Source organism: Vibrio sp. Vb2880 (genome assembly GCF_033337975.1).
GTDB lineage: Bacteria > Pseudomonadota > Gammaproteobacteria > Enterobacterales > Vibrionaceae > Vibrio > Vibrio alginolyticus.
The window spans coordinates 125,859-151,426 of sequence record NZ_JAWORT010000013.1 but is presented as its reverse complement, the minus strand read 5'-3'; the positions used below and the strand labels follow the sequence as shown (position 1 = coordinate 151,426).

Annotated in this window: 26 protein-coding genes and 2 pseudogenes; 21 read left to right on the top strand and 7 right to left on the bottom strand. The window is 41.9% G+C overall.

Going from position 1 to position 25,568, the window contains the following annotated elements; translation table 11 throughout:
- The 5 genes and pseudogenes from R7M92_RS15550 to R7M92_RS15530 form a co-directional block, all read left to right on the top strand.
- Positions 1–183: pseudogene (locus R7M92_RS15550) on the top strand (IS3 family transposase); the annotation flags it as partial.
- A 10-nt stretch (positions 184–193) separates the two neighbouring features.
- The gene (locus tag R7M92_RS15545; RefSeq protein WP_318133792.1) at positions 194–892 is read left to right on the top strand and encodes an IS3 family transposase; all 699 of its coding nucleotides are present in this window, start codon (positions 194–196) and stop codon (positions 890–892) included.
- 51 nt (positions 893–943) lie between these two features.
- Positions 944–1,405: a DUF6985 domain-containing protein gene (locus tag R7M92_RS15540; RefSeq protein WP_225473984.1), complete on the top strand. Its 462-nt coding sequence runs from the start codon at positions 944–946 to the stop codon at positions 1,403–1,405.
- 141 nt (positions 1,406–1,546) lie between these two features.
- Positions 1,547–1,942, top strand: a complete 396-nt coding sequence (locus R7M92_RS15535) for a hypothetical protein (protein WP_318133789.1) — start codon at positions 1,547–1,549, stop codon at positions 1,940–1,942.
- Positions 1,943–2,091: 149 nt separating this feature from the next.
- On the top strand, positions 2,092–2,655 hold the full coding sequence (locus R7M92_RS15530; RefSeq protein WP_225473990.1) for a hypothetical protein: 564 nt from the start codon (positions 2,092–2,094) through the stop codon (positions 2,653–2,655).
- 1,566 nt (positions 2,656–4,221) lie between these two features.
- On the opposite strand, the pseudogene R7M92_RS15525 reads toward R7M92_RS15530, so the two are convergent.
- Positions 4,222–5,193: pseudogene (locus tag R7M92_RS15525) on the bottom strand (IS30 family transposase).
- A gap of 238 nt (positions 5,194–5,431) precedes the next feature.
- On the opposite strand from R7M92_RS15525, the gene R7M92_RS15520 reads away from it, so the two are divergent.
- The 16 genes from R7M92_RS15520 (at position 5,432) to R7M92_RS15445 (ending at position 16,879) form a co-directional block, all read left to right on the top strand.
- On the top strand, positions 5,432–5,737 hold the full coding sequence (locus R7M92_RS15520) for a hypothetical protein (RefSeq protein WP_182039454.1): 306 nt from the start codon (positions 5,432–5,434) through the stop codon (positions 5,735–5,737).
- A gap of 177 nt (positions 5,738–5,914) precedes the next feature.
- On the top strand, positions 5,915–6,436 hold the full coding sequence (locus tag R7M92_RS15515) for a GNAT family N-acetyltransferase (RefSeq protein WP_005377075.1): 522 nt from the start codon (positions 5,915–5,917) through the stop codon (positions 6,434–6,436).
- 104 nt (positions 6,437–6,540) lie between these two features.
- A complete protein-coding gene (locus R7M92_RS15510) occupies positions 6,541–6,942 on the top strand; it encodes a DUF2007 domain-containing protein (protein ID WP_005377076.1) in 402 nt (133 codons plus the stop codon).
- A 143-nt stretch (positions 6,943–7,085) separates the two neighbouring features.
- The gene (locus R7M92_RS15505; RefSeq protein WP_005389306.1) at positions 7,086–7,694 is read left to right on the top strand and encodes a pyridoxamine 5'-phosphate oxidase family protein; all 609 of its coding nucleotides are present in this window, start codon (positions 7,086–7,088) and stop codon (positions 7,692–7,694) included.
- Positions 7,695–7,835: 141 nt separating this feature from the next.
- The gene (locus R7M92_RS15500; protein ID WP_130546149.1) at positions 7,836–8,249 is read left to right on the top strand and encodes an RDD family protein; all 414 of its coding nucleotides are present in this window, start codon (positions 7,836–7,838) and stop codon (positions 8,247–8,249) included.
- Positions 8,250–8,392: 143 nt separating this feature from the next.
- The gene (locus tag R7M92_RS15495) at positions 8,393–8,956 is read left to right on the top strand and encodes a sugar O-acetyltransferase (protein WP_258634681.1); all 564 of its coding nucleotides are present in this window, start codon (positions 8,393–8,395) and stop codon (positions 8,954–8,956) included.
- A gap of 253 nt (positions 8,957–9,209) precedes the next feature.
- Positions 9,210–9,755, top strand: a complete 546-nt coding sequence (locus R7M92_RS15490) for a GNAT family N-acetyltransferase (protein WP_318133787.1) — start codon at positions 9,210–9,212, stop codon at positions 9,753–9,755.
- A 142-nt stretch (positions 9,756–9,897) separates the two neighbouring features.
- Positions 9,898–10,539, top strand: a complete 642-nt coding sequence (locus R7M92_RS15485) for an alanine--tRNA ligase-related protein (RefSeq protein ID WP_005377082.1) — start codon at positions 9,898–9,900, stop codon at positions 10,537–10,539.
- A gap of 137 nt (positions 10,540–10,676) precedes the next feature.
- Entirely contained in the window at positions 10,677–10,964 is a 288-nt protein-coding gene (locus R7M92_RS15480; RefSeq protein WP_158173947.1) for a putative quinol monooxygenase, read from the top strand.
- Positions 10,965–11,107: 143 nt separating this feature from the next.
- A complete protein-coding gene (locus R7M92_RS15475; protein ID WP_031781322.1) occupies positions 11,108–11,404 on the top strand; it encodes an antibiotic biosynthesis monooxygenase family protein in 297 nt (98 codons plus the stop codon).
- 81 nt (positions 11,405–11,485) lie between these two features.
- A complete protein-coding gene (locus R7M92_RS15470) occupies positions 11,486–12,091 on the top strand; it encodes a hypothetical protein (protein WP_318133785.1) in 606 nt (201 codons plus the stop codon).
- A 97-nt stretch (positions 12,092–12,188) separates the two neighbouring features.
- A complete protein-coding gene (locus tag R7M92_RS15465; protein ID WP_318133784.1) occupies positions 12,189–12,542 on the top strand; it encodes a DUF1428 domain-containing protein in 354 nt (117 codons plus the stop codon).
- 129 nt (positions 12,543–12,671) lie between these two features.
- Positions 12,672–13,298, top strand: coding sequence for a LysE family translocator (locus tag R7M92_RS15460; RefSeq protein ID WP_318133782.1), 627 nt, complete (start codon positions 12,672–12,674; stop codon positions 13,296–13,298).
- A 327-nt stretch (positions 13,299–13,625) separates the two neighbouring features.
- Positions 13,626–14,252, top strand: a complete 627-nt coding sequence (locus R7M92_RS15455; RefSeq protein WP_005377098.1) for a LysE family translocator — start codon at positions 13,626–13,628, stop codon at positions 14,250–14,252.
- A gap of 169 nt (positions 14,253–14,421) precedes the next feature.
- Positions 14,422–14,886 carry a DUF2846 domain-containing protein gene (locus R7M92_RS15450; RefSeq protein WP_005377099.1) on the top strand — a complete coding sequence of 155 codons (465 nt, stop codon included), beginning with the start codon at positions 14,422–14,424 and terminating at the stop codon, positions 14,884–14,886.
- A 334-nt stretch (positions 14,887–15,220) separates the two neighbouring features.
- A complete protein-coding gene (locus tag R7M92_RS15445) occupies positions 15,221–16,879 on the top strand; it encodes an autotransporter assembly complex protein TamA (RefSeq protein ID WP_284143212.1) in 1,659 nt (552 codons plus the stop codon).
- Positions 16,880–16,937: 58 nt separating this feature from the next.
- Here the strand turns inward: R7M92_RS15445 and R7M92_RS15440 are convergent, their stop codons facing one another.
- The 6 genes from R7M92_RS15440 to R7M92_RS15415 all read right to left on the bottom strand — a co-directional run bounded on the left by R7M92_RS15440 (position 16,938) and on the right by R7M92_RS15415 (position 25,153).
- Positions 16,938–18,389, bottom strand: coding sequence for a phospholipase D family protein (locus R7M92_RS15440; RefSeq protein WP_318133779.1), 1,452 nt, complete (start codon positions 18,387–18,389; stop codon positions 16,938–16,940).
- A 101-nt stretch (positions 18,390–18,490) separates the two neighbouring features.
- Entirely contained in the window at positions 18,491–20,530 is a 2,040-nt protein-coding gene (locus R7M92_RS15435; protein WP_318133777.1) for a carboxylesterase family protein, read from the bottom strand.
- 209 nt (positions 20,531–20,739) lie between these two features.
- Positions 20,740–22,395 (bottom strand): hypothetical protein, encoded by a 1,656-nt coding sequence (locus tag R7M92_RS15430; protein WP_318133775.1) that lies wholly within the window; start codon positions 22,393–22,395, stop codon positions 20,740–20,742.
- A gap of 302 nt (positions 22,396–22,697) precedes the next feature.
- Positions 22,698–24,053, bottom strand: coding sequence for an FUSC family protein (locus tag R7M92_RS15425; RefSeq protein WP_318133773.1), 1,356 nt, complete (start codon positions 24,051–24,053; stop codon positions 22,698–22,700).
- Between the two features lie 13 nt (positions 24,054–24,066).
- Positions 24,067–24,930 (bottom strand): HlyD family secretion protein, encoded by an 864-nt coding sequence (locus R7M92_RS15420; RefSeq protein WP_262630401.1) that lies wholly within the window; start codon positions 24,928–24,930, stop codon positions 24,067–24,069.
- A 10-nt stretch (positions 24,931–24,940) separates the two neighbouring features.
- Positions 24,941–25,153, bottom strand: coding sequence for a DUF1656 domain-containing protein (locus R7M92_RS15415; protein WP_005377106.1), 213 nt, complete (start codon positions 25,151–25,153; stop codon positions 24,941–24,943).
- Between the last annotated feature and the right edge of the window lie 415 nt (positions 25,154–25,568).

Here is a 25,568-nt window from a genome sequence, read left to right as displayed (position 1 = left end):
CCTAAAAAAGGTCTCGGCGTACTTCGCGAAGCAGCAAGAGTGAAGTACGAGTTCATTGAAAGCTATGTCGGTGAGTACTCCATTAGCTTAATGTGCCGTACGTTAGAGGTGAGTCGAGGCGGTTACTATAAGTGGTGTCATCATACGCCGAGTGAGCTGTTCAAAGCGGCGAAAGCGCTTTGAACAGCTCGTCATGTGTACCTTTGCCCAATATCGGGCACGTTACGGCTCAGTGCGAATAGCTGAAGAGCTAAACGAAGCAGGCCATGCCTGCTGCGTGAATTATGTCGCTGATATCATGAAGGAAAAAGGTATCAGGGCACGTAATGGCAAAGGGTTTAAATACAGCAAGGATGTAGCTGCGATGACGAATGTTGCCGACAATTTACTGCGTCGAGACTTTGAGTCCGAGACACCAAATCAGAAGTGGGTTACGGACATTACGTATATCTGGGTGAAGAGCCGTTGGCTCTTCTTAGCGACAGTGATGGACTTGCATTCAAGACGCATTGTGGGTTGGTCGCTTGGGACAACGATGACCGTCGAGCTAATCACTAACGCTCTAAAAATGGCGTTTGAGTCACGTAAGCCGCCTAAGGGCGTCATTATCCACTCAGACCGTGGTGTACAATACAGAGCCTACAAATATCAAGACTTCATGCGCAAGCATGGAGGTGTACCGAGCATGAGTCGGCAGGGTAACTGCTGGGATAATGCGGTGATGGAGTCGTTCTACAGTCGACTGAAAGTCGAACTGATATACGCAGAAGACTATCAAACTGTCGAAGAAGCCCGAATGGGCATCTTCGAATACATCGAGGTATTTTACAATCGCAGAAGAAGACACTCAGCGTTGGGGCAGGTCAGCCCAGTTGAGTACGAAAGTATGTAGTTATGTACTGTCTACTTTTTGTGGGGTACACCAGCAAAGGAAGAAAACACAATGAAACTTATAAAGAATGTTGAAATAAGTGAATGTGAAATCGAAGGTGAAGTGTATTTTCGAATGTTCGGTCAGTACATCGCTTTATCTGCTGAAACTGATGACCTTCATTTTGCAGAAATGTGTGCGAATTACTTGGATGGGTTACAAGCCGAGATAGTCGATGAACTTTGTAGAGCATCTATCAGCTATTGTAATAGTTACCTAGAAGCAATAGGTGAACCACTCAAATCATTCTCTAGTCCACACGAAGTTCTCAAACTAATATATCCAAGCGTGTTGTTGGTTCCTTACTCAGAAGTCGGTGAGCCAGTAATTCACATGGAACTTAACTGTGAGTGGGAACCTGAGCATGGTATGGAGTGGATAATTAGAAACGATAAAGTACTATATGTGGGCGCTTTCAACGGTGAAGACCCTGGGTCTAACTTCGACGTAAAAGCCCCGTGGAATTATGCCTAATAAATTGTTTAAGAGTGATTCGGCACGCGTGGCATTTTTTTACTATGCGTTAGTTTTTGTGTTTAAGGTGGTATGTGGAAGCTTTGGTATTGCGCGCCTCACACCTTAACAAGGCGTTAGGCTATTGAGGAGAATTTGAGCTTGAAAACAGTTTGCGTAGCTCTAAGTATGTTGCTTATTTCATCGCTTGCATATGCAGCAGTCTTTCCTGGTTTTCAGGGGCATTATGAGCGGTATAACAATGATCAATTGGATACTGACACTGCCTTTATTGACTTAACTAAGGTGGGTTCGAACACATACGAACTATCTGGTACATCAGTTTGGGTAGGTGACTCTTCTTCTGGCCTTGTAAATTTTGGAGAAATCGACGGAGTTGTAACGTTAAAAGGTTATCAAATAGACTATGACGTTGACGGCTTTACTCTCCAAGTTTTATTAGATCAAGATACCCTCGTAGTTAGCAAAGACAACGGTTGTGGTGGGCTAAATGTCACTTTCAATGGGACGTACGTGAGAATCTCAGAGGGTCAATAGCCTACCAAACTGTTCAAGAGGGATTCGCAACGCTTGGCATTTTCACTATGCGTTGGTTTTAGTGTTTAAGGCGGTATGCGGCGGCTTTTGTATTGCGTTGCTCACCCCTTAACAGGGCGTTATGTAATTCAAGTAGTAAGGAGTATCTAATGAGTATCAAAAACGAATTAATAGAGCACTTTGAGGGATTAATGTTGCCTGAGAATTTGTTGCCACTGATTAGTTTTGATGATGAAGTCGCATCAGATGCGTACTTTTCAGAAGGGTTTGAGTTTTCAATCGATCAAGAGAAACTGGGTTTAAAGACGTACTCGGAGAGTAAAGAGTTTCTCAACTCTATTTATGAATTTGCAAGTGCAGATGCAAGTGGATCTTCCTATGGTTTTTGGCTAAAAGACGGTAATAGAAACTTAGAAAATGCGCCAATAGTTGCTTTTGGTAGTGAAGGTGGTTACCACGTAGTAGCTCGTAATTTTAATGAATTACTTCAAATATTAACGTTTGATTGTGAGCCCATGATTGAATGGGATAGCGTGTGCTACTATCGAGATCCCGATGACTATGAGCCTAGTGAACATAGTGGAGAATATTGCACTTGGTTAAAAGTTCGTGGTATCGAGCAAACCGAAGATGCTGATGAAATTGTTAAAGAGGCTCAGCAAGAGTATCAAGAGTCATTCAGTAATTGGTTTTCAAAGTTTTATAGGGAGTAAGTTCGGCTTTGTCGCCGTCACATAACAAACTGTTTAAGAGGGATTCGCAACGCGTGGCATTTTCACAATGCGTTAGTTTAAGTGATTAAGGTGGTATGCGGCGGCTTTGGTATTGCGTTACTCACCCCTTAATAGGGCGTTTGTACGGGGTTGAAATCAAAGGTCATCAGTTTTGGTGTTTATCTGTTTCGGCGCTCGTCTTTACACCTTACAGTTTGTACCTTTCATGTTCTTTCCGGTGGCACTATATGCGGAGTGTTCGCTTTGATTTCTCCGTTTACGGTTTCTAACTTTTAGCCTATTTCTTTGGCGCTTCTTCGTTTTTGCTGTGTTTTCCAAGTGAACTTTGTCTTTCCTTGGGGCTGTCGTTTGAGTGCGAGGAACGAATCCTTTTCTAATTTGAAGCCAATGAAAGTAGAGCAGTTCCGTGCGTTTTTCTTCTAGCCAACTTTCGTTTCTCAATGGCGGTAAAGTTTTGTAGCTGCCCGTCTCACTTCAGTGTTCAAAGCCTTTCATATCATGCCACTTTTCAATATCTTGGAGCGCATAAATAGAAGTAGCGTATGTACTAACAAATTGCTTAAGAGTGATTCGTAACGCGTGGCATTTTTACTATACGGTGGCTTATGTGATTAAGGCGCTGTGCGGTAGCTTTTGTATTGCGTTGCTCACACCTTAGCAAGGCGTTATGTGAAATGTATAAATACAAAGCAATGGCAGAATGTCGTACTGGAATTGTATATTTGTATTTTAAATAATTGAATTGGAGTAACAAAATGCATTCATCTGATGTTTTAGAAGTGGCTCGAATTGGTCGCGATAGAGTAACTATTGAAGTTTAGTTTTAAACGGAGAATAAATTATGTCACGTGAACTATGCCCTGCAAGGGGTCATTCTAATGGAACCTCTTCCATTCCATATTATGAAATTAGAGGCTTTGATGTTTGTCCGGTCAGAGGTCACCCAAATGGTATATCTTCAATTCCGTGGTATGAAATAAGATAACCACAAAATTTCACATAACAAACTGTTTAAGAGTGATTCGCAACGCGTGGCATTTTTACTATGCGTTAGTTTTAGTGGTTAAGGTGGTATGCGGAAGCTTTGGTATTGCGTGCCTCACATCTTAACAAGGCGTTATGCACTAGGAGGTAATGTGAAGAAAGTAAGCTATCTTCTCTTGGGGCTTTTATCGACATCCGTACTTGCTGAACCCAGCGACGGACTTATCGGAACTTATCTGAATAGCGATAAGTTACCCTGTAACTTAGAGGTTAAGCTGTTTGAAAAATAAGGTAGGAACTACTTTGAGGTCAAGATCGAAAAACGTCTATTAAGTGGAGAATATATACTAGATGAGCAATACGTGATTTTTGAGGGTTTAACGGCGTCTGAAGCGAGTGGACTTTCAAATCTAGAGGTAAGTGCTCAGGTAAAAAGCGGGCAGCTACGGTTTCAAAACTATGGGAATAGTATGAATCCATATACTTTGTTTTCTGAATATGCCGAGAAGTATCTGATACTGAGTAAAGTACGTACTTAGTATCAAGTTTGAAGTGCGACACTTAGATTAGCCTCTCATTAATATACTCCGTTGGTGTCTTGTAACCAAGCCTTTGGCGTGGTCTGTTATTCAGTTTATAAGCTATCTGGCTGCACAGTCTTTTTGTCACATGAGCCATTGGGGTTTTCTTGGGTAAATATTGGCGTATGAGTCCATTTGTATTCTCATTGGTTCCTCGTTCCCAAGAGTGGTAGGGCGTTGCGAAGTAAAACAAGCATTTATGCTTGTTTTCTATCTCCTGATATTAATTGAATTCTGTACCATTATCAGCAGTGATAGTTCTAAATGGTAAGTTTGAACGCGTAACGATCTCTGTAATTCTCGCGTTGAGTGATATAGTTGTTCGGTCATCTAGCTGTCCGATATAGGTGTAGCCAGTCATTCTGTCAACGAGAGTGACAATGCAGTGCTTAGTTCCACGACCGATCACGGTATCTATTTCCCAATGTCCGGGTTCTAGGCGTAACTCAGCTTGTTTTGGTCGTTCTGTTCTGTGCCTTTTAGCGGCAATTCTCCCCCTGCTATCTTTGGCGTTGTAGCGCTTACGTCTCTGTTTTGGTGACTAACGTAAATGTTTCCAAAGCATGCCTCCGTTGGCTTTATCGGTCCAAATGTGCTGGTAAATAAGCTCATGGCTCATCACTGGATAGCCATGCAAACGGCAATACCCAACGATTTGGTCAGGACTCCAATCGAGCATTATAAGCGCGTCAATAATTTCGAAATCGTGCTTGGTATACCGCTTGTTACGCCGTTATCGGCTCAACCTGTTTCTAGCTCTTTGTTGCGCTCTAGCTGGCTGATAGGAAGGGTTGGGGCGATAGGCGTTGTATCGAGAGTTACGTTTAAATTCTCGGTAGATAGTGCTCTTGTGACGCCCTAGCTCTTTAGCGATGTTGACGACACTAATGCCTTGCTTTCTAAGTGCGGACATCATATACCTTTCATTCTCAGTGAGGTGTGTGTAATTCATGGTTTTTCACTTCTTGGCGGGAGTAAAACTTATGAATAGCACATCTCACTGTTTTAAATTTCAGGGGGTCGCACTTTGTACTTGAATCCAAGCGGGCTAACAAACTGTTCAAGAGGGATTCGCAACGCGTGGCATTTTTGCTATGCGTTGACTTTAGTGTTTAAGGTGGTAGGCGTTCGCTTCGGTAATGCGTTGCTCACACCTTAACAGGGCGTTAGCAATCAGGGAGAAATTGGAGTTGAGTGGTTATCAATCGAATTTAGAAAGTCAACTGAACATGCTCAGTGAGACTTGGAGTTCATTAATAAGTAACGGAATCATCAACGAAACAGAGTTAGTTCTAGAATTTAGTTACTTATGTCCAAATAAAGCATCAGCCATTCAACTAAACGATGCTCTCGAAAACTATGAGTCATTGATCAGAAGTGAGGGGTTTATTAACCGTTCATGGTTTGTTGAAGGATATTCTCACCCGACAACGGTAACCAAAGACATCCTTGCTCAATGGTTAGACTTTATGGTTACAAAAGGTTGGGAGTTTTAATGTACCTTTGATGGTTTTGGGGCTTCGTTTAGTTAAATTGCTAATAAACTGTTTAAGAGTGATTCGCAACGCGTGGCATTTTAACTGTGCGTTGAGCTCAGTGATTAAATCGGTATGCGGAAGGTTCGGTATTGCGTTGCTCAACTCCAAAAGGTCATTAATACTCAAAGGTCAAATATGGATATTTACCCAGAAATCGAGTTATCTAAAGCACAGCATAATGCAATTGAAGCTCTTAGAAACCAGTCGTTTCCTGAACATCAAGTTACTCGCTCTTACTATAAGCAACTCCCGCATATGAGAGTTCTGAATTACGAAGGTGATCAGTTAGTTGGTTACATGGGATTAGACTACAGAGTTGTTCGCGTTGGTGATGAAATTTATAAAGTATTAGGTGTGAGTGACTTTTGTGTCGAGAGCAAAGTTCAAAGACAAGGTATTGGCACAACAATGTTGTCTCAACTCAGCGAGTATGCGTCCACTAAAGATGTCGACTTCATCATTTTAGTCTCCGATTTGGAGCGTTTTTATGTGGCTAATGGTTATCAGCGCCTTAACTCTCTAAGTTCTTGGTTGCGCGTTCATGAACATAAAAATTACGGTGTTGCTGTAGAGCAACTAGATGATTTATATGTTAAACCTATCAGCGGCAAAACTTGGGCTGTTGGCCATATAGATTGGTTAGGGTATATGTACTAGTCTGTAGTGGGCTAATAAGTTGTTCAAAAAGAAATACTACACATGGCATTTCCAATTAGCGTTTCTTATACCTTACGGGAGCGTTTTCCCACAAGGAGTAATATGTGATTGTAGTAGCAAGGTTTTCTTTTCCTCATGAAGCTCATATTGCGAGAGCAAGCCTAGATAGTGTCGGAATAGAAAGTTACATCGCTGACGAGCACACGGTAAATACTCAGTGGCTTTATTCAAATGCAATAGGTGGCGTCCGTCTGATGGTGGCCGAAAGTGATGCAGAAGATGCGAAACAAATACTTAGTAGCGATTTCTCAGAATCATTGGGAAATGAAGTTGACGTTGATGAAGAAAAAGACGTTTGCCCTAAATGTGGTAGTAAAGATCTATTTGCATTTACAAAAGGTAAACGCCCAGCTTTCTTAGTTTTTATTTTACTGGGTTTTCCACTGTTTTTTTACAAGCATGGTTATAAGTGTAAGCAGTGTGGGGAGTTTAGTGAAAAACTTTAAATCTATAGATAACAAGGCATTAAAGAGATAATTTGTACTCGTAGTATTTTTACGATGAGTTATGTCGAGTGCCTATACAAGAAATCAGAGTTACTGCTTGCTTACAAGCAAAGTATTATACGATAGTGAAGGAATAAAATTGAATGAGTGAAATTAAAACAATAGAGCAGTTAAAAGAAATTTACGCAGAGCCAAGTGCGAGAGCTAAAAATAAAGCTCTGCCTGTGCTGGATGTTCATGCGATTACATTAATTAATAATTGCCATTTTGCAGTTCTAAGTACCGCTGATTCACAAGGGTATATCGATCTTTCTCCTAAAGGAGGGGAGCCTGGCTTCGTAAAAGTTTTAGATGAATCAACATTGTTGCTCCCTGATAGCTCGGGGAACAATCGTATCGATAGTCTAAAAAATATCATTAGTAACCCCAAGGTAGGGTTGTTATTGATGGTAAACGGTATTGATGAAGTGCTCCGTATTAAAGGAATCGCAAGTATTCACACCGACGCCAACTTGATATCTGCTTGCCCCGATGGAAGTAAAGATCCTAAGGTTGTTATCAAAATAGTCATAGAGAGTATGTACTTTCATTGTGCGAAAGCGGTGATGAGAGGGAAACTTTGGTCTGATGACTATAAAGTAAATCGCTCAATTCTCCCTTCATTAGCTCAAATCTTTAAAGATCAACAAAAGTTAGAAAGTAAAGCGCTTAATCAAGAAGAGATGTTGAAATATTACCAATCTAGCCTTTAGAACGAGCGTGGTAATATATTGAAAAGTTAGAAAAATCAGGTTCGACCGTACTCTGCGGAAGTATGGATTAGGTTTAGTAGGGATGTTACTGTCTCAATAGCGTTAGTTCACAAATAAACAATTGTTAGTCCAAATTTTAAAATGAAAAATGCAGGAAAATTTACTCTAGAAAATTACGTTTTGGCTAGTCCGGGAGTTAGGTGTGTTGGACAAATGATTGATCTTTTTGTCAGTTTTAGCATTTTTACTCTCGTTTTATGGGTCGGCTTAGAAATCGGTATTGAAAAAGAGCTTGTGCGCGCTACAGCAGTAACTGCGACTGTATCGTATTACCTTTTTTCTGATTGTTTACCAAATGGTCAAAGTGTGGGTAAAAAACTTTTGGGCATTGCAGTTATAAGTGCAAGAACGGGTAAAAAGTGCAATATTTTTCAGTCGCTCTTTCGAAATGTTATTACTCCATTCTTAGGTTTTATTGACTCAATTTTCATTCTTGGTAAAAAGAGGCAACGGCTCGGTGATAAGTTAGTGAGAACGGTGGTGGTAGTGCACTAGTTTGTTGAAAAAATTGATAGCGCTGAGGACTTGCGTTCAAGTCGGGCTTTGTTTTCGTGGTGGAGCAGCCTTGCTTAGGTGGTAGCGTTACTCACATACTTAATGTAGCGTTGTAAGAAAATTGGTATTGGAGTCCAAGTTTTATGTCAGAAAAAGAGAAAATGTTAGCAGGTGAGCTTTATGACCCAAGTGATGAAGAGTTATTAAAGTTAAGGTTGAGCGCTAGGTTACTAACTGAAAAATTGAATGCTACCTCTGTTGAGCATAAACAAAAGCGAGTTGAAATTACTAAGCACTTGTTCGGCACAACAGGTGACGATATTCATGTTGAATCTTCTTTCAATTGCGACTACGGATCCAACATTCACGTTGGAGATAATTTTTACGCTAATTTTGGTTGTGTGATTTTGGATGTTGCGGAAGTTAAGTTTGGTGATAACTGTTTACTTGGGCCTCAAGTTGGCATTTATACTGCGACTCATCCCTTAGATCCTATCGAGAGGAACAGTGGTTTAGAGCTAGCAAAGCCCATAAACATTGGTGACAATTGTTGGATAGGTGGCCATGCCGTAATCAACCCTGGCGTAACACTTGGGAACAACGTGGTGGTAGCTTCTGGCGCAGTCGTTACAAAGAGTTTTAGAGACAATGTCGTTGTTGGTGGCAACCCAGCCAGAGTACTGAAGGAAATCGTCACTAAGCGATAATAAAGTATATGGACTATTTTGAGCCTGAGTTTAGGACTTATGATCAACTCACCCCAAGCTTTGATGCGTTCAACGGTTACTTGTTGACGCACTTGAATGTCTAAAATTTGCTTCAATATAGAGTCGTTACACGTGGCGCTTTTACCGTGCGTTGAGCTTGTTTAAAAGTCTCATACGAAATCATTTGTATTACGTGTCTCACACTTTTATTGGATTTTCGTCACCAATAACGAACCAAAAGGCTGACCCCAAAATGTTAGTAACAAAGATTGAAACGGAACGATTAATTCTAAGAGAGCTAGTTGAAGATGATGCAAGCGAATTGTTTGACATCTTCTCAGACCATGAGGTCATGAAATATTGGAACTCTGGCCCTTGGGTTTCAATTGAAGAAGCGCGGACATTTATAGCCAAGAGTACACAGGCCATGAATAGGAATACAGAAGTGACACTAGGCATCTTCCTAAAGAGCAATGGCCAACTTCTGGGTAAGATAATGCTGTTTAATCACGTGAAAGAGTCTAGGCGCGCAGAAATTGGCTTTGGCGTGAGTCGTCATTTCTGGGGTAAAGGCATTGTATTAGAGGCGGGAACTGCATTAATCGAACACGCATCCAAAACACTGAATCTACGTCGAATCGAGGCTGAGATAGATCCAGACAATGCTTCTTCAGGTAAAGTCTTGGAACGGTTAGGTTTTATAAAGGAAGGTTTCCTTAGGCAGCGTTGGGAAGTGAATGGAGTAGTCTCAGATTCAGCAATTTACGGGTTGTTAGCTAAACCCCTGGACAGCGTTTAGTACCCAGCCTTAAAAGCATCTAATAGATCTAGCCTGCTCGTACTCAATACACAGCCTTACACTTGACGGCGAGGTTTCTTGAATTGACTTGGTGGTCACTGAATGTACTATCACGGATAGGACTTACTGCAAGGATAGCAGCATGAGCGAGAAATTATTTTGGGTTAATCCCTACCAAACAGAACTTAACTCAAGAGTGACCAATGTAGACGGAAATAAGGTTGAATTGGACCAGACTATCTTCTTTGCAGAGTCTGGAGGCCAAGAGAGTGATAAAGGAACGATTAATGGTATTCCGGTTTTGATTGCTCAAAAGTTAGGTGTTCGACTTATTTACACATTGGAATCCTCTCCAAATTTTACTCTTGGTGACATTGTAACTACGAATATTGATTGGAAGCGTAGATATGCCTTAATGAAGCTACACTTTGCGGCTGAAGTGGTGCTCGAGATGTTTTATCAGCGTCGGGAAGGCATTGTTAAGATAGGCGCGCATATTTCTGAAAATAAGAGTCGCATAGATTTCGAGTGGTCTGAAAGTATTGGCCCGCTATTGAAAGAAATTGAAACTGATGTGCAAGATTTGATTAACTCTGATTCAGTTATTATTAGTGACTTTTCCGATCAAGAGAGTGAAAGAAGGTATTGGAGAGTGGATGGGTTTGCGCAAGTGCCTTGCGGTGGCACTCACTTAAAGCGCACATCAGAAGTCGGCCAAATTCAATTAAAACGCAAGAACATCGGTAAAGGCAAAGAAAGGGTAGAGATAACCTTATGCTCGTAAGTCGATAGGGCATTAGAAATAGATTCCTAACACGTGGCATTTAATTCATGGTGAGATTCACATTTGCGATATGAAGGTTGAGATTGAGGGCGTGTTGGCTACTTCTGAACGAAAGGTTACAGGGGTGAGAGGATGATATGTCGAAAGTAACATTGAAAGGCTTTATTTTAGTTCCGGAAAAGGATTTAGAATTAGTAAAACATGAGTTAATAATTCACAAAAGGCTCACGTTAGAAGAGTCGGGCTGCCTTACTTTTCTTGTGACTCAAAGCTCGACTAATCCGTTTCGTTTTGATGTCTATGAGGAGTTCGTCGACAAAGCCTCTTTTAAACAACATCAGGAAAGAGTTCAAGCCTCACATTGGGGAAAAGTAACAGCCAATGTTAAACGGCAATACGAAATCTTTGAATGTGTGCATGACTAATCGAATCGGAGTGATTTAGAGCGTTTACGCTTTGTTTTTTAGATTGCTCTACGCTCTACTATGTTGCTTTATTCATCTATTAACCTGGCTTAGTGTTCTTGATACTTTGCCGTATTAAATCTAGAAATTTTAATGGAAGTGTTATGTTTAGAGTTGTGTATGAATGGCGTGTGCCAAGTGAAAAAATGGATGAGTTTCAAAATATATGGCGTTCGACGACAGATTCAATTCATGAGTCAGTAGATGGGGCGCTTGGTAGTTTTATGCTTCGTTCTTACGATGTACCGGAAAAGGTTTTAACTATTGCCAAGTGGCGAACACGTGAAGACTGGGAGCGGTTTTGGGGAACTAGTAACCCAGAAAAAATGAAGAAGATGAGTGAAATTGCAGAGCGTATTTCAGTTGAACCATTCGATGAAATTGAAGATAGAACTAAGTAGGGCAATAGAAACGTTAAAGTGATGCCTAATGAACAGTTTGACGGACAATATGAAAGACGACCTTAACCAAGGAATAGGTTTATGCAGATTTTAATCGTTGGAGGTAGTAAAGGGCTAGGAAGGTTCTTGGCTACGAACTTACAGGGTACGGAAATTTATGCGATTTCTAGATCAAAGCTAGTTGAGGATGGAGTCGCTTCTGTTTGTATTGACGTTGATCCCGGTAAAAAACCAGATTATACGTGCTTCAAAGGTGTAGAGTTTGACATCACCGTTTATTTGGCGTCGATGTGGGGAGAGTCTTCAGAATTGACAACAAACGAACTGATTGAGTTTATGAATGTTGGCCCGATTGGGTATCTTAATTTAGTCAATGAGCTTAACGCTTTAGGTTCACTTAACGATAAATGCAATATTGTATCTATTGGCTCTACAGCAGAGCTTTCAGAAAGTAGTGAATACCCTGCATTCGCCCTCAGTAAAAGATTACTCAAAGATATTTCTAGCCAGCTGCAAAACGTTTATCGTGATTACCGCTTTACTCACTTTACAATAGGTGGGATCGGGCATGCAGAACAGGAACGTATTGAGTATTCGAGTGTTTTGGAGATTATAAATATGCTAACCAAGCTTGATCCAAACACATACCTTTCAAATATGCATATAAAGTCCAAGCTAGGAATGTAGCTCTCAAGCTGTATTACGTACCTGCTTCTATGGTTTGGCATCATGTGCATTCTTTTTATTGAGCTATGGTTATAACTCCAATGAAAGGAGTTTACTTATGTCATACATTGATGGGTTTGTCGCTGCAGTACCGACAGCGAATAAAGAAAAGTATATCGCACACGCAAAAATAGCAGCAGAAATGTTCAGGGAGTTTGGGGCCTTAAAGGTTGTTGAGACGTGGGGGAGTGAAGTACCAGATGGTGATATCACATCATTTCCCATGGCAGTTAACGCTGAAAGAAACGAAACCGTTGTGTTTTCGTGGGTAGTCTGGCCTTCAAAAGAAGTTCGGGACTCAGGGTGGCAGCGGATCATGGGGGATCCTCGAATGAGTCCAGACAATAACCCAATGCCCTTTGATGGAAAGCGTCTCATTTATGGCGGATTTGATGTTATTTTGGAGCAGTAAAATACCAAAGAATCTCAACTTGATTCGTGACACTTGGTGTTTTAATCAGTATTACGCTTCTGATGTACGTTCAATAGAGTATTCCGCGATAAGTGTTGATAAAACTCCATTTGGAGGCTTAGAGTAAAAATGGAAGAGATAAATTATTCACTGATTGTCGTATCAGCTATCGCTGCCATCGCTAGCCCTGGACCTGCAACTCTTGCGATAGCAGGCACGTCAATGAACCACGGTCGACGCTTTGGTGGGTATTTGGCTGCAGATGTTTTAACGGGGTCTTTATTTTGGTCAACCTCAGCCGCTTTTGGTCTCGCAACCATACTCTATAGCAATGTTTGGCTTTTTGAAATTCTTAGATATTGTGGGGCATTTTATCTTTTATATTTGGCTTTAAAGTCCGTACATTCTGCCTGCAACATCGAGCAGCTAAAGTTACCCAAAACATACGTAACGACAAAGAAGGGTAACTACTTAACCGGAGTGTTAATTCACTTAACTAACCCAAAGGCTATTCTGTTTTTCGGTGCGCTTTATTCGATAGGGGTTCCTCCTAAGGCCAGTCCGTTGGAATTGTTGTCGGTCATTTTTGTTGTGGGGCTGGTTAGTGCTTTGGTTTTCTTTGGCTATGCTTTTCTTTTCGCGCATAAAAAGGTCAGACAAACCTATCTCAGATCCAAAGCAGTTTTTGAAGGCGTGTTCGCGTTATTTTTTGGTGTAGCAAGTATTAAGTTGCTGCTTAGTGAGGCAGGAAAATGAAGCACAAAAGGCTTGAAGAAATAAGAATAGATAATCTATCTGATTTGACGGTCTATTAAGTATACTAAGTAGCCGATTTGTTAACTTCCATAAGAGCTGCTGGCTAGAAAAAGCTTACAACCAAATGATGATAAATATTATCATTCAAAGGGCTAACAAAGGCCCATAATTTGATTCGTATCACTGTTCATGATTGTGCTCTTCGTGCAGTGCTGTAGTATTAGTAACGTGTTGTTAATACTAAATATAACCAATCGAAACCTGGACGTTGCATTACTTGTAGTTCGATGAAATGTTATCCCGCAAGACGTTAATTTGGAGAAAAGAATGGATTCAAACTCACTATTATTATTTGTTGTCGCTTGTCTCGCTATCAACATGATTCCTGGACCTGATGTAATTTATATTGTTTCCAATACAATGAAAGGTAAATTATCTGCTGGGCTGAAAGCGGCTCTGGGGCTTGGTGTTGGTTACTTTTTTCATACACTAGCGGCATGTTTAGGTTTGTCAGCAATAATTCTGAGTTCATCTTTGGCTTTTAGCGTTGTTAAATGGTTAGGGGCCGCTTACCTAGTTTATTTAGGTGTTCAGTCATTACTGTCCATGTGGCGTGGAGAAAGTAAAATCGTTGAAAACAAAAATGTTGATAATAATAAAAATGTGTTTGTTCAGGGAGTTATCGTCAGCGTCTTGAATCCAAAAGTAGCGCTATTCTTCCTATCATTTCTGCCTCAATTTATTGATACGTCTGCAAGCTCAACATCAATGCAATTATTAGTACTTGGCTTGCTGTTCAGCGTACTTGCGACGACATGTAACGTTTTGTACGCATCTGTGGGTAATTGGGTATTTAGTCGTCCACACTCTCAGCGTTATTCAAGAACTCTTGAAGGTGTTTCAGGTATTCTACTTATCAGTCTAGCGAGTAAAGTGGCATTTAGTGATCGTTAGATACAGGGCATTTTATTCTCGTGATTATTATATGGCTAATGTTTGCTCAATCTATACGTTAAATGAGTGCTATTGCATAGGTTGAATCACAAATTTCAAAAATACCAATAAGTGAACGTATTTATTTATAGTATGGTTGGCGCGATTTTATCGTAGCTAGGTTAATAACATGAAAAATAAAGTAATTCTGTGTTCCGCATTCCTTTTGGGTTTGTCTGGTTGTGCTTCTGTTCCTACTGTTGATTCGACAGTATCAAATCAAATGAAATCATTTGAAGCACCTCAAAAGGGGAACGCAGGGATTTACATTTACCGAGAAGATGCTTTTGTCGGAGCAGCGCTTAAAAAGTATGTTTACGTCGATGGGGAATGTATTGGTGAAACCGCTCCTGGTGTATTCTTCTACCATGAGGTCGAAGGCAATAAAGAACATCAAGTAAGTACAGAGTCTGAGTTTTCGGAAAATCACTTAACTATCTTAACGGAAGAGGGCCGTAATTATTTCGTTAATCAATACATTAAAATGGGTGTATTTGTTGGTGGTGCGGGCGTAGAACTCGTGGACGAAAGCAAAGGTAAAGCAGAAGTACTAAAAGTCGACATGGCAGAAAAAGGAAACTGTTCTTCGATCTAGTTTTACTAACAGACGCTTTTTAGATTAAAAACACATTATCAATGTAACCCAACGCTTGATGAGATCCATTCAGCGTTGGGTTTTGTATTTTTGGCAAACAGTATACCTATTTCAGACCGCATGATTTGCCACCTCCTAGCTTGAGCCAATTTATCGTTCAAAGTATCTACTTGTGAAACGTGAATTTTCGAGAGGATTTCGTAGGGAGCAATCCTACAAACGCGATTAACTGATATGCCATTCCATCATTAACCTTGTCGAGTGTATTGCTAAACTAGGTAGCGGTGTGTCTCCTCTCATTAAACAAATAATAGGTATATCAGTTTTAGCTTCTATGCCTTTACATCATGCACTCGGAGCGCAATTTAAAATCAAAGGGCTAACACCAATATTAGAGAAAAATCTTGAAAGTCACCTTACACCACTAACGAAACTCTCTGTTTCAAACATTACCTCAAATCGACTAACGCAGATGGTTAATAATGCGTTAAACCCTTATGGCTACTATCATTCCGAGCTCAATGTTCGGAGATCCGAGAATGATCTCATCACGCTTGAGGTTGACGCGGGGGAGGTTATGTTGGTCAAAAAATCTAATATTGCTGTGTCGGGAGAGGCCAGTAACGATCAAGATTTCATCGAACTAATTAATCAAGCTCAACTTAAACAAGGGCAGCCGTTGCTTCATTCTGAGTACGACACGCTAAAACGAAACTTGATTTCATTGGCTCAGCAAAAAGGTTACTTAGATGGACGTTTTATCGAATCGTCTTTGGAAGTCATTCCAAGTTTGAATCAAGCTCATGTGAATCTGCATTTCTCTAGTGGTTCTCGTTACCAATTTGGAGAGCTCTCTGTCCTTACGTCGGGTATCGAAACGGCTCGAATAGAAGCGATGAGAACATTTGAGTGGGGCGACGATTTTGACACTTTGAAATTGAGTCAATATCAGGCCGATCTCTCCAGTACTGATTGGTTTCGCAGCGTGATTGTGAAAGCGGATTTCGAGGAGGTATCCGATGGTCATAAGGTGCCGATAGAAGTGCTAGCAGAGCCGAATTCACGCAATATTGTGCAAGTCGGCGGTGGGTATTCGACAGACTTGGGGTTACGCGCTTCGCTGAATTGGAGCAAGCCTTGGTATAACGCACGTGGACACAGTTTTGAGGCACAAGCGTACGCTTCCAAACCGGAACAATCGCTATTACTTGGTTACAAAATTCCCACACAAAATGTTCTAACGGATTACTACGGGATTCAGTTTGAATCTAAGCATGTCGACTATCGAGACACATCGAGTTTTTCTAATGATTTATCGTTTGAAAAACACTGGCAGTTAGACAGTGATTGGCAAAGCACCATGCACGTTCGTTATTTGCAAGAAAGTTATCAACAAGCGTCGGAGAATAACGAATCACAGTTGTTATTACCGGGGGTGACATTTTCACTGCTTGATCGTAAGAACGATCAATTAGAAGTAAAGCACCGTCACGTCTACTCATTGGAATACTCAGACCCCAATTTTTTCTCGGATTCTCGTTTGCTACGTATTGAGGGCAATAGTGTTCTGTCTTGGGACATTAGTGAAAAACACAAGTTTCACTTTCGTTCTAATGTTGGCATTAATGTCGCTGACACTTTGAGCGATATTCCATCATCATTACGTTTCTTTGCGGGAGGTGATGGCAATCTTCGTGGTTATGGTTATGAGTCTATCTCTCCGAGAGATGAAAATGGCGATTTAACCGGTGCTCGTTACATGTTTACTGCTGGGCTGGAATATCAATATCAGGTCTACCGCCAATTGTGGCTTGGGGCATTTTATGATGTCGGTGATGCCTTCAACGATAGGGTGGATTGGAAAAGCGGTACAGGGTTGAGTTTGATATGGAGCTCAAAATACGTGCCCGTCAAAGTGGATTTTGCTTACGGTTTAGATGCTCCTCAAGGAGACCAATTCCGCGTTCACTTTTCGCTAGGCACGCAGTTTTAGCGGGCATTAAAAAGGCTCTCATCCTTGCAGATAGAGAGCCTTTTTAAGTCTTGATTGTTTAGAGTTCGAACTCACCATTCAGTTTCTTGAATATCCAGTTAGGCGCCTTATGCCATCCACCATAGTTTGGATTCTTAGTATGGATCTCATTCATTGATTGCCACTGAGTTTGGCCTTGTCTATCTCGAGATACTTGCCAAAACAGTTCATCTTGTTGTCGAGTTAAGTAGTGCATGACATGTTCTGCAAAAGCTTCGCTTTGGACCAACACACCAAATTCCACATTGAGGAAATCCGATCTTGGGTCGAAGTTTGATGAGCCGATATAAGTCAGCCGATCATCGAGTATCACCGTCTTGTTGTGATAATAAGTATCTGCATGGAAGTAATGGTCATCATTTTTCGCTTGGTTTTTGTACTCTAGTATATGAACGCCCTTATCCAACAAGGTTTGGCGATGCTCCTCGTAATAAGCCGGAATAAAGCCAGAATCATTAGAGGCAGACGAGTTCGTCATTAACGTGATGTCCGCTTTTTGCTCCATCAAGGTATCAATAAAGGCAAATTCACCATCACTCGGTACCACGTAAGGCGTTGATATCACTGCTTTGGATGCAGTGGTTATTTGTTGCCAAACTTGGTGTTCTGCACGTTTTCTAAAGTAGGGTTTGTTGTTTGCTAACTTGTTTAATGAGTCGAAAACGGGGGTGACTTGCGCAGCGATGAAGTCGGGACTGGTCAGGTGTTTAACCTGTTTTTCAACTTCAGCCAGAATGATGCTTTTGTCTTTCTCACCTTTATTAAGCGCTTTAGTAAACGCGGAATAGTTTGGGGTAACGTTAACGATGTTTTCTATCGGCGTAACATGCTCGCTGTCCCAAAGCTGTTGGTAGTTCTGGTCGAACGCTCGAATAATGCTGCCTTTGAACAAGACATCCATATCGAAGAAGTTGGCTTTGCGGCTGTAACCAAAATAGTCGTCGCCAATGTTGCGTCCACCTAGAATCATCCATTGATGGTCGACGTTGAAGTACTTCTCGTGTAGACGATTGTCCAAACGTTGCTGATGAGTAGAGAAGTTGACGGCGCGACCAATCCAACCTGACTTACGTGAATCAAACGGATTGAATAAACGGATTTTAATGTTGTCGTGAGCGCTGAGATCAGCAAGCCATTTTTCGTTAAACACCAATAAATCATCGAGAGTGAGTCGAACTTGCACGCCTCGATCTGCTGCTTGTTTGAGTTCATAGAGTAGCATCAAACCAAGCGTGTCACTTTCCCAAGAAAAATAAGTCATATCGATGCTTTGCTGAGCGTTTCTTACCAGTTCAACGCGACGAGCAAAGGCTTCTGGAGCGGTAGGAATTAAGTAAACTTCGGCTTGATGCTGAGTAGTTTGCCAATTGGCTTCAAAATCCGGTTCAACTTGCGGGTAGGGCTGAGCACAGCCAACCAACAGCGCGCCGAAGATAAAGAGTAGCAGAGCACGGAGGGCGTTAGGAAACATGAGTAAACCTTCCTAATTATGTTCAAGGAATAAGGATGAAAAAAGCCAGCGAACTGGCTTTTAGGTATTCGGTAACGAGTTTTGAGTGGCTGAGGATGAAGTTACATGTGGCTAAGAATCAGCCCAAGTTCCTCGAGACCGTTGAGCCGACCTTGGCGCAGTTTTGGATCGATGCCTGAGTGATGAGCATTGTCCCAGTCTTGCGTGGATTGAATGCCGCCATCGTTATCGATCAGCAATACTCGGTCAGTCGTACTGTTGTATTGGAAGTCCTCAAATAAACGTTCGCTAAACCACATACGAGAGAGCTCGTTCATCATTGCTTTGTCTTTGCTACCTGGACGAACACTTGAACCATCAAGCTTTAATGCTTTATTAAACACAAATGGTAATTCCGATGCATTACAAGCGCCCACAATACAACTGATGCTTTTGAGTAAATCACCAACGTCGAGATCGCCATTTTCACCTTTTGTGTTGTAAGTCCATACGTTGAATCCAGGTGTGTAGTCAAAGTAGTAAAAGCTTGGCGTTGCTCCTGTTGCTTCTTCAGTTGAAACTTTATGACGGTTTGGACCCGTGAAGAGCAAGTCATGTAACGCGGTTTTGAATTGCTGCATGTTTTTGGACGCGCCATTCAGTTCGCTTTCATCGTTAGGGAAGAAGTCAGCCAGAGCAAGTAACTCCGTGGTTGAATCGGAGTTCCCCAAACCGAAGAACAACTTAGTCATCGCCTCATAAGCGGTGCAAGGCAGCAGTTCCAATAAGTCAGAAAGATCGAGTTCAATTGAAGCTGAATCGCTGAGTAATGAACGATATTCGGTGCGTAAACGGTTTAAGTTCGTTTCCGATTCTAGCCACTCAACCATGTATTCGACGATTAAGGTTTCGTCACCACTTTCAATGATTTCTGGTGCTTCTTGGCTCAAGATTTCAATGATAGTTGGGATCAAAAATGTCAGGCTCGGCAGCATGCCCAGAGTATTGATTTCTGCGCTGTTAGAGCCAATTACCGTTGGTACGATCCATTCACTCTCAATGGCTTGCTCAGTAAAGTGATAGCCTGGTACTTCTTTCACTAGAAACGCTGGTGGGCGATGCTCGATGTAAGGCGCAAATGGCATCAATGTAGCTAATGGGCTGTTGTCGCGTGTTGGGCTTATAACCGGAATATTCACGGCGGTCAGTACCCAGTTCTTAAGACGTTGAATAGGATCAAGCATCTCGCTTTGTACCTTCATGATCTCTTCAAGTGGTAGTAACGCAAGATCTTCAACGCTTTGCTCTGGTCTTTGGCTCTTGGCAACATCGTAACTTTTATATTCAAAGCCGTAAGGGTTGCTTTGCATGATGGCACGTTGAAAGTGCTCACCTGCGATTGCAGCATCGCCTTTTGATTGCTGTAAAATTCCCACCGACATGGCACCCGCACCTTGACCCATGAGTGTCACGTTTTGCGGATTGCCGCCGAATGCCTCTATGTTTTGTTGAACCCATTCAAGCGCGTGTTTTTGATCGCCTAGACCAAAGTTACCGCCCTCAGGGTTGTCCAAACCATCGATCCAAACACTGCCTAGCAAGCCCAAACGATAGTTAAAAGTAACTGCAATAAACGGGTTACCATCGTCAGCACCTTGTGCAACCACCATATCACCATGAATCAGCGGTTCTGAGCCCGCGCCGTATTCAAAGTCTCCACCGTGAATAAAGACATAAACTGGCAAATCTGCGTACGCTTCTGTCCCGGCAGGTCGCCAAATGTTTAGGTTCAAACAATTTTCTGATTGCGTTTGTGTCGTGGTTTTTAATTGCGGACACGCATCACCGAACTGAGTCGCATCAACATCGCCTTCAAGTGGGACCGCAATGCTGTGCTGAAAGCGGTCTGCTTGCGCAAACTGGATACCTTTGAACGCCTCTACCGCTGCCAGTTTTTCATCCGCATCAAGAGGCGTGATGACAAGGGACTCTTTGGTCGCTTGAATGGTTGCATCGCCAATTTCCAAAGCGATTTGCTCTGGTGGTAAGGGTTGTAGTGGCTTCGGGCCGTTAGGAACGCTAGGTTTACCAGAGTCATCACTGCAAGCTGCTAAGGCAAGAGTGATGGTAATGGCTAAAGTTGAGCGATTGAGTAAAGTCATTGTTATGTCCAAAAGTCATTTGGTGCGTACACCGAAAATGTTAAACGGCATCTAACAAGCGACGTCCTGACGCTTTGGCATTAATCCGTGAATGGTTGGATGGCTTGTTGTATTGATGGCTCAAATGGTAGGACATCGGCGACAGTTTCAGTAATCGCCTTTGTAGGATGCAGTCCTACCATCGTCTAGGGGCGGGCTCTTTATGAGAGCTAGAAACGGTAACCAAGATTTAAGGTTACTGACTCTCGAGTTTCCCCTTTGTTATAGAGAAAGGTCAGGTTGTAGTTTTTGCCGATTTGCTTATTGAAACCAGTCAAAAACGCCCATTGATTAAGATCTACACCAATGTCGTAATCGAATTCGATATCACCACTTTTTACATGCCCGTCCATTCGAGCGTCCAGTCCTTGATATTCTGCTCCGACAAAAAACTGCGTGCGATAATCGACAAGTTGATAACCCAACATCGGCTGTACAGTAACAATACCATCGCCCCAATCATCTAAGCCCTTTAAGCGAGTTTGCGAATAGGTACCAGTGACAGAAGCAAAGAATTCTTTATAGCCAACCGAAAGGGTTGTACCTATACCACGAAGGTCATATTCCAAATGCAGCGGCACGTCTAGGCGTCCGCGACTACAAAGTGCAGATAAACCATCGCAAAACTTATCACCTAATCCTGGCAGTTTATCGTTCAGCTTATCTTTTATGTACTGGCCACCTTCACCCGTGTAGGCGGCATCAACATTGGCATCGACATTAACTTTTCCGATGTAACCAAATACATTCCAAAATGGCAGGATGTTTACATCGCCACGAAGCGTCATGCTCTCAGCACTCACGATGCCGATACTGTCTTCTGGATCAAACAGTTCATTAAGGCCGATGCCTTCAATCGTGAAATCATTAAATGGAATATTCATATCTTGATTTCGATACGCTAGCGACACACCAAACGGCAGAGGCAAATCGATACCTTGACGACGAACCATATCACCCATTAAAGGAAAAACTCGGTCTAGCTTAACACTGGCTTCTTGCATGCGTGGATCAGAGACCTCATTCAAGCGTTTTTCGTCTAGTACTTGCACGCCAAGCTTATCTTCATAAATCGCTACCGGTTTTACGCTGCTCATCATTTCGAGGGGTTTATTTTTCTTTGAACCAACTATCTTGGTGTTTTTACTGGCAATCGCAATTTTGCCTGACGCTAACTTCTGGAAGAGGATCTCTTGATCGTAAGAATCCACTTGGTAGTTGTGATGTGTGAACGGTTTATCGTTGGTAATGACCATACGTTTCGGTTCACCATTAACCAACTCAATATCAACGCTTAAAAAGCGAAAGTAGGCGATATCTTGAGGAAGACCGTATTTTGAGTAATTAAAACTGATGATCACATTACCATTCTGATCCTCTTTGGCTCTTACTGATGACGGATCAAAACTCTCCGCGTAGTTTCGAAGGCGGTATTCTGTTCGTGTGAAAGCTTCGATCTCATCAAGTACTTTTTCATTTTCATCGAGTTGTTCAGGGTTGTACTTGATACGCAGATCAATGTTGCCTTTGTTATCGGTGTTCTTAACCAAGTAGACGGACGAATCGCGAACGCTATCACCGATTTTAACACTTCGGTGGGCATGCTCGACCAAATGCTCGCCTTGAACTAGAGAGCTGATGGCCAGTTTTGGTAAATCATGACTGATACCGTATTTGTCGAACAGTGCTCGGCCTTGCTCGATTACTTCGTTGTAGGTCGTCGTCTCTTCAGCGGCGAAGCCAAAAGTGGGGGTAGTAAGCATTAGTGCGCTCGCGAGCACAGTAAGAGAAGACGTCTTGCCGGCGCGTAATTCAAAAAAACTCATGACAGTTTCCACTCTGAATAGTCTCAAACCTTCGAGACTCAGACAGTTAATGTGTCACTGAACTTCTTGTTCAGTTAGATAGATATGTTTGCTGTGATTGATGTTGTGAATGCATGGTTTTCGATTGCATTTCGTGAATCAATGAGAGGATTTTATGAGGTGAAGAGAGATTCCGTTAATCGCTTTTGATGGATACTATCCTCGCTTTATGGGTTACGAAGAAATAATGGCTAGCTCACAAACAAACAGCCCCGCATAGCAGAAGCAATGCAGGGCTTTAGTTTCAAGAACAGAGGTGACGCTTAGGCCGTAACGCGAACACGAAACAGATCAGTAAACAACTTGGCAATCATCAAAATGATCATAATGTTTACCAGCATGAGCAATGGTGTTTCAATTCGATACGCTGGGGTTAAATTGAGCGCTCCTGATGTCAAGACAACCAATAAGTTAATACCTAGAATTCTGTGTACCATCAGTTTTGGTGTGGAAAATACCTTCCAAATTACGATGATGTTGATGAAGTAGAATAGCCCAAGCTGCCAAAGCTCGGTCATCATTGGCATTATGAAAATGTATTGCAATAGAATCACCGTGCCAGTGCCTATCACACCAAAAAATGCATCTTTAATAATGCTTGGTGGCATAGTAGGAACGATTGAAGAGAACACGCCTGCTAGCATCGGAAAAATGAAACCTCCGGGTACGGGCAGATAAATCCAGATCAACAAAGAAGTGACGAACATGGATACACCTTGCAATACCTTTCTGCCGTCTTCATTCAAATGCTGGATAAACGTTCGATGCTCGTGATGCCAAACTGTGTTTTTCTCTCTTTGCATGACACAAGCAACGTGACCAATGAGCGAAGTACTTGGATTTCTAATATCAAAGCTTTGAAGTTGCTGCGTTAGCGTTGGCCAATCGATCTCACGACTTTGCGATTTATCTGCTTGTTCTAGCAATCGGTCTTGGATTTGTGCCATCTCATTTAAACGCGCACGCCATAGCTGACGATGTTCTTTCAAGTGGTAGCTGCCAGTAAGTGGTAAGCCGACCAGTTGGAACAACTTTTCTATGTTGGCGCTGTTGGTCTCAAGAGCTTCAATATCTATATCATTGGGCGATTTCATAGCGTTAAGCATCGCCTCTCTGCTGGTCTCAAAACGTTGAATGAAGTTTTGTTCTGTACTGACTGGCCAGACTAATCGGTACACAACAGAAAACGTGATCACACCAAGAATCGTCTCTTGCATGCGAAGAACAGCGAAGTGGAACGTTGCTTGACTATCAAATCCTCCCATACATGCGATGATGGAGCACACAGCAAAACCGATAGAGAACACATAACCATACTTTTCGTCGCTCGACATAAAAATGCACGCACCTAAAAACAAGGTGAAGAAGGTGAGAAACAAAAAGCGATCTTGAGAAAACGTCGTGATGAGGAAAAAGGCATAACCGATGCCAAGGAGGGTTCCTAATAAGCGATTATGACCTTTGTTTATTGAGTGAGCGAAGCTTTCATTTAATGCCATTACCGCGACTGCGATCGCTGCCCAATACGGTTTCTCCCATTGAAACCATAAGGCAAGGCAGATCGCGATAACGATAGACAGCGCAGCTTTGATTGCTTCTTTGGTTGAGGCATTAAACATACATTCCACCGCATTATTGTTTGATGATTTTGATAGAGGCCGTCATACCAACACGTAGTTGAAAATCTTTCGGTAAGTGATCTAATTTAACTTTAATTGGAATGCGTTGAGCTAAGCGTATCCACTGAAAGTTAGGGTTCACATTGGGCAAAAGATCGTTACCAGTACTACCATCTTGCTTCGCAATGCCGTAGCCAATGCTTTTGATTTTGCCTTCCAGCACAGCTTCATTGTGCATCATTAAGGTCACGTAGGCTTTATCTTGTGGATCAACGCCAACTAAATCCGTTTCTTTGAAATATCCTTCGATCCAAAAGCTGTCTTCATCAATCAAAGCCACGATTGGGGAGTTAGCGACGACTTGAGAGCCGACGCGTAAGTTCAAATTAGTGATATAACCATTCGTTGGCGCATAAACTTTTGTGTAATCAAGGTTTAGCTTGGCTTCTTCAACATTGGCTTTCGCGAGTTCTACGTTGGCAACGGCTGTCTCCACCGCATTGTCTAGGTTATTCAATGTCAGTACAGGTACAGCGCCAGGTGTGCGCTTTTCTAACTTAAGTGCTCGCTGCTCTTCATTTTTGGCCTTTGCTAGTAATGCAATGGCTTGCTTTTGAGCTGCTAGCGCTTTGTGGTACGCCGCTTTATAGATGCTTGGGTCAATCTCAAACAGCAAATCGCCTTGTTTCACTTGCGAATTGTCTTCGACGTAGACTTGGATGATTTGTCCTGTTACGCGGGGGGTTATAGAAACGATGTGCGCGCTAACTTGGCCATCTCTAGTCCAAGGGTTGTCAGAGTATGATTGGTAGTAGCTGAAAATCACGGTGCCAGCGGAACACAGTAATAGCAGTGTGATGAGATAACGTTTTATCACGGAATTTGCCTCAAAATATGGTAATGAATCGACCAATAACGCCAGTAAAAATCACAATTAGGCTTAGCTCAGCGAGCGCAGGAAATGCAACGTATTTGTGGAGTCCCAGTTTTGTTGCAACGGTTCCAACCAAAATGGTGAGCATGTAAGCCAATGCAATAACCAGCAACAAGGGAGGGAAGTAAACTTCGCCCCACACAAGTTCATGTGGCATTGAGTTCATGGTGTTTTTCTCTATTAACTTGATGAATGTAAAGATAAGGCAAGTGATGGCATCAGTGATAATCGCTTTTGTAGGATCTAATCCATCAAGAGAAAGGTGTTATGCGCTATATAGAGGGAATAGCGCAACAAAGTAGCTTTTTGGACAGTGAAAATAAAAATAAATTTATTTTCCAATTTATTTGATGTTCATTTCAGACCACTAAGTTATTAAATTTTCGACAATTATTGTTCAATGTTTGCGTTTGAATATGCGAAGTGATGGTTTCATCCTTCAAATGGGATTACGAGTTGTGAGGTTTTGTTTCTAATATTCGCTTCGAAGCAAACGAGATGCTTTTTAAATTAAATAATCCAACAAATATGAGTGACAGATTATTCGTTAGATTATTTGAGTTTTATATTTATTAGTAAGA

Excerpts from the sequence above, each read along its gene's own strand:
- R7M92_RS15435 (WP_318133777.1), bottom strand. The coding sequence starts at position 20,530 with ATGACTTTACTCAATCGCTCAACTTTAGCCATTACCATCACTCTTGCC.
- R7M92_RS15490 (WP_318133787.1), top strand. The coding sequence starts at position 9,210 with ATGTTAGTAACAAAGATTGAAACGGAACGATTAATTCTAAGAGAGCTA.
- R7M92_RS15455 (WP_005377098.1), top strand. The coding sequence starts at position 13,626 with ATGGATTCAAACTCACTATTATTATTTGTTGTCGCTTGTCTCGCTATC.
- R7M92_RS15470 (WP_318133785.1), top strand. The coding sequence starts at position 11,486 with ATGCAGATTTTAATCGTTGGAGGTAGTAAAGGGCTAGGAAGGTTCTTG.
- R7M92_RS15460 (WP_318133782.1), top strand. The coding sequence starts at position 12,672 with ATGGAAGAGATAAATTATTCACTGATTGTCGTATCAGCTATCGCTGCC.
- R7M92_RS15540 (WP_225473984.1), top strand. The coding sequence starts at position 944 with ATGAAACTTATAAAGAATGTTGAAATAAGTGAATGTGAAATCGAAGGT.
- R7M92_RS15545 (WP_318133792.1), top strand. The coding sequence starts at position 194 with ATGTGTACCTTTGCCCAATATCGGGCACGTTACGGCTCAGTGCGAATA.
- R7M92_RS15475 (WP_031781322.1), top strand. The coding sequence starts at position 11,108 with ATGTTTAGAGTTGTGTATGAATGGCGTGTGCCAAGTGAAAAAATGGAT.
- R7M92_RS15480 (WP_158173947.1), top strand. The coding sequence starts at position 10,677 with ATGTCGAAAGTAACATTGAAAGGCTTTATTTTAGTTCCGGAAAAGGAT.
- R7M92_RS15415 (WP_005377106.1), bottom strand. The coding sequence starts at position 25,153 with ATGAACTCAATGCCACATGAACTTGTGTGGGGCGAAGTTTACTTCCCT.
- R7M92_RS15450 (WP_005377099.1), top strand. The coding sequence starts at position 14,422 with ATGAAAAATAAAGTAATTCTGTGTTCCGCATTCCTTTTGGGTTTGTCT.
- R7M92_RS15515 (WP_005377075.1), top strand. The coding sequence starts at position 5,915 with ATGGATATTTACCCAGAAATCGAGTTATCTAAAGCACAGCATAATGCA.
- R7M92_RS15465 (WP_318133784.1), top strand. The coding sequence starts at position 12,189 with ATGTCATACATTGATGGGTTTGTCGCTGCAGTACCGACAGCGAATAAA.
- R7M92_RS15485 (WP_005377082.1), top strand. The coding sequence starts at position 9,898 with ATGAGCGAGAAATTATTTTGGGTTAATCCCTACCAAACAGAACTTAAC.
- R7M92_RS15495 (WP_258634681.1), top strand. The coding sequence starts at position 8,393 with ATGTCAGAAAAAGAGAAAATGTTAGCAGGTGAGCTTTATGACCCAAGT.
- R7M92_RS15530 (WP_225473990.1), top strand. The coding sequence starts at position 2,092 with ATGAGTATCAAAAACGAATTAATAGAGCACTTTGAGGGATTAATGTTG.
- R7M92_RS15445 (WP_284143212.1), top strand. The coding sequence starts at position 15,221 with ATGCCTTTACATCATGCACTCGGAGCGCAATTTAAAATCAAAGGGCTA.
- R7M92_RS15430 (WP_318133775.1), bottom strand. The coding sequence starts at position 22,395 with ATGAGTTTTTTTGAATTACGCGCCGGCAAGACGTCTTCTCTTACTGTG.
- R7M92_RS15500 (WP_130546149.1), top strand. The coding sequence starts at position 7,836 with ATGAAAAATGCAGGAAAATTTACTCTAGAAAATTACGTTTTGGCTAGT.
- R7M92_RS15425 (WP_318133773.1), bottom strand. The coding sequence starts at position 24,053 with ATGTTTAATGCCTCAACCAAAGAAGCAATCAAAGCTGCGCTGTCTATC.
- R7M92_RS15505 (WP_005389306.1), top strand. The coding sequence starts at position 7,086 with ATGAGTGAAATTAAAACAATAGAGCAGTTAAAAGAAATTTACGCAGAG.
- R7M92_RS15440 (WP_318133779.1), bottom strand. The coding sequence starts at position 18,389 with ATGTTTCCTAACGCCCTCCGTGCTCTGCTACTCTTTATCTTCGGCGCG.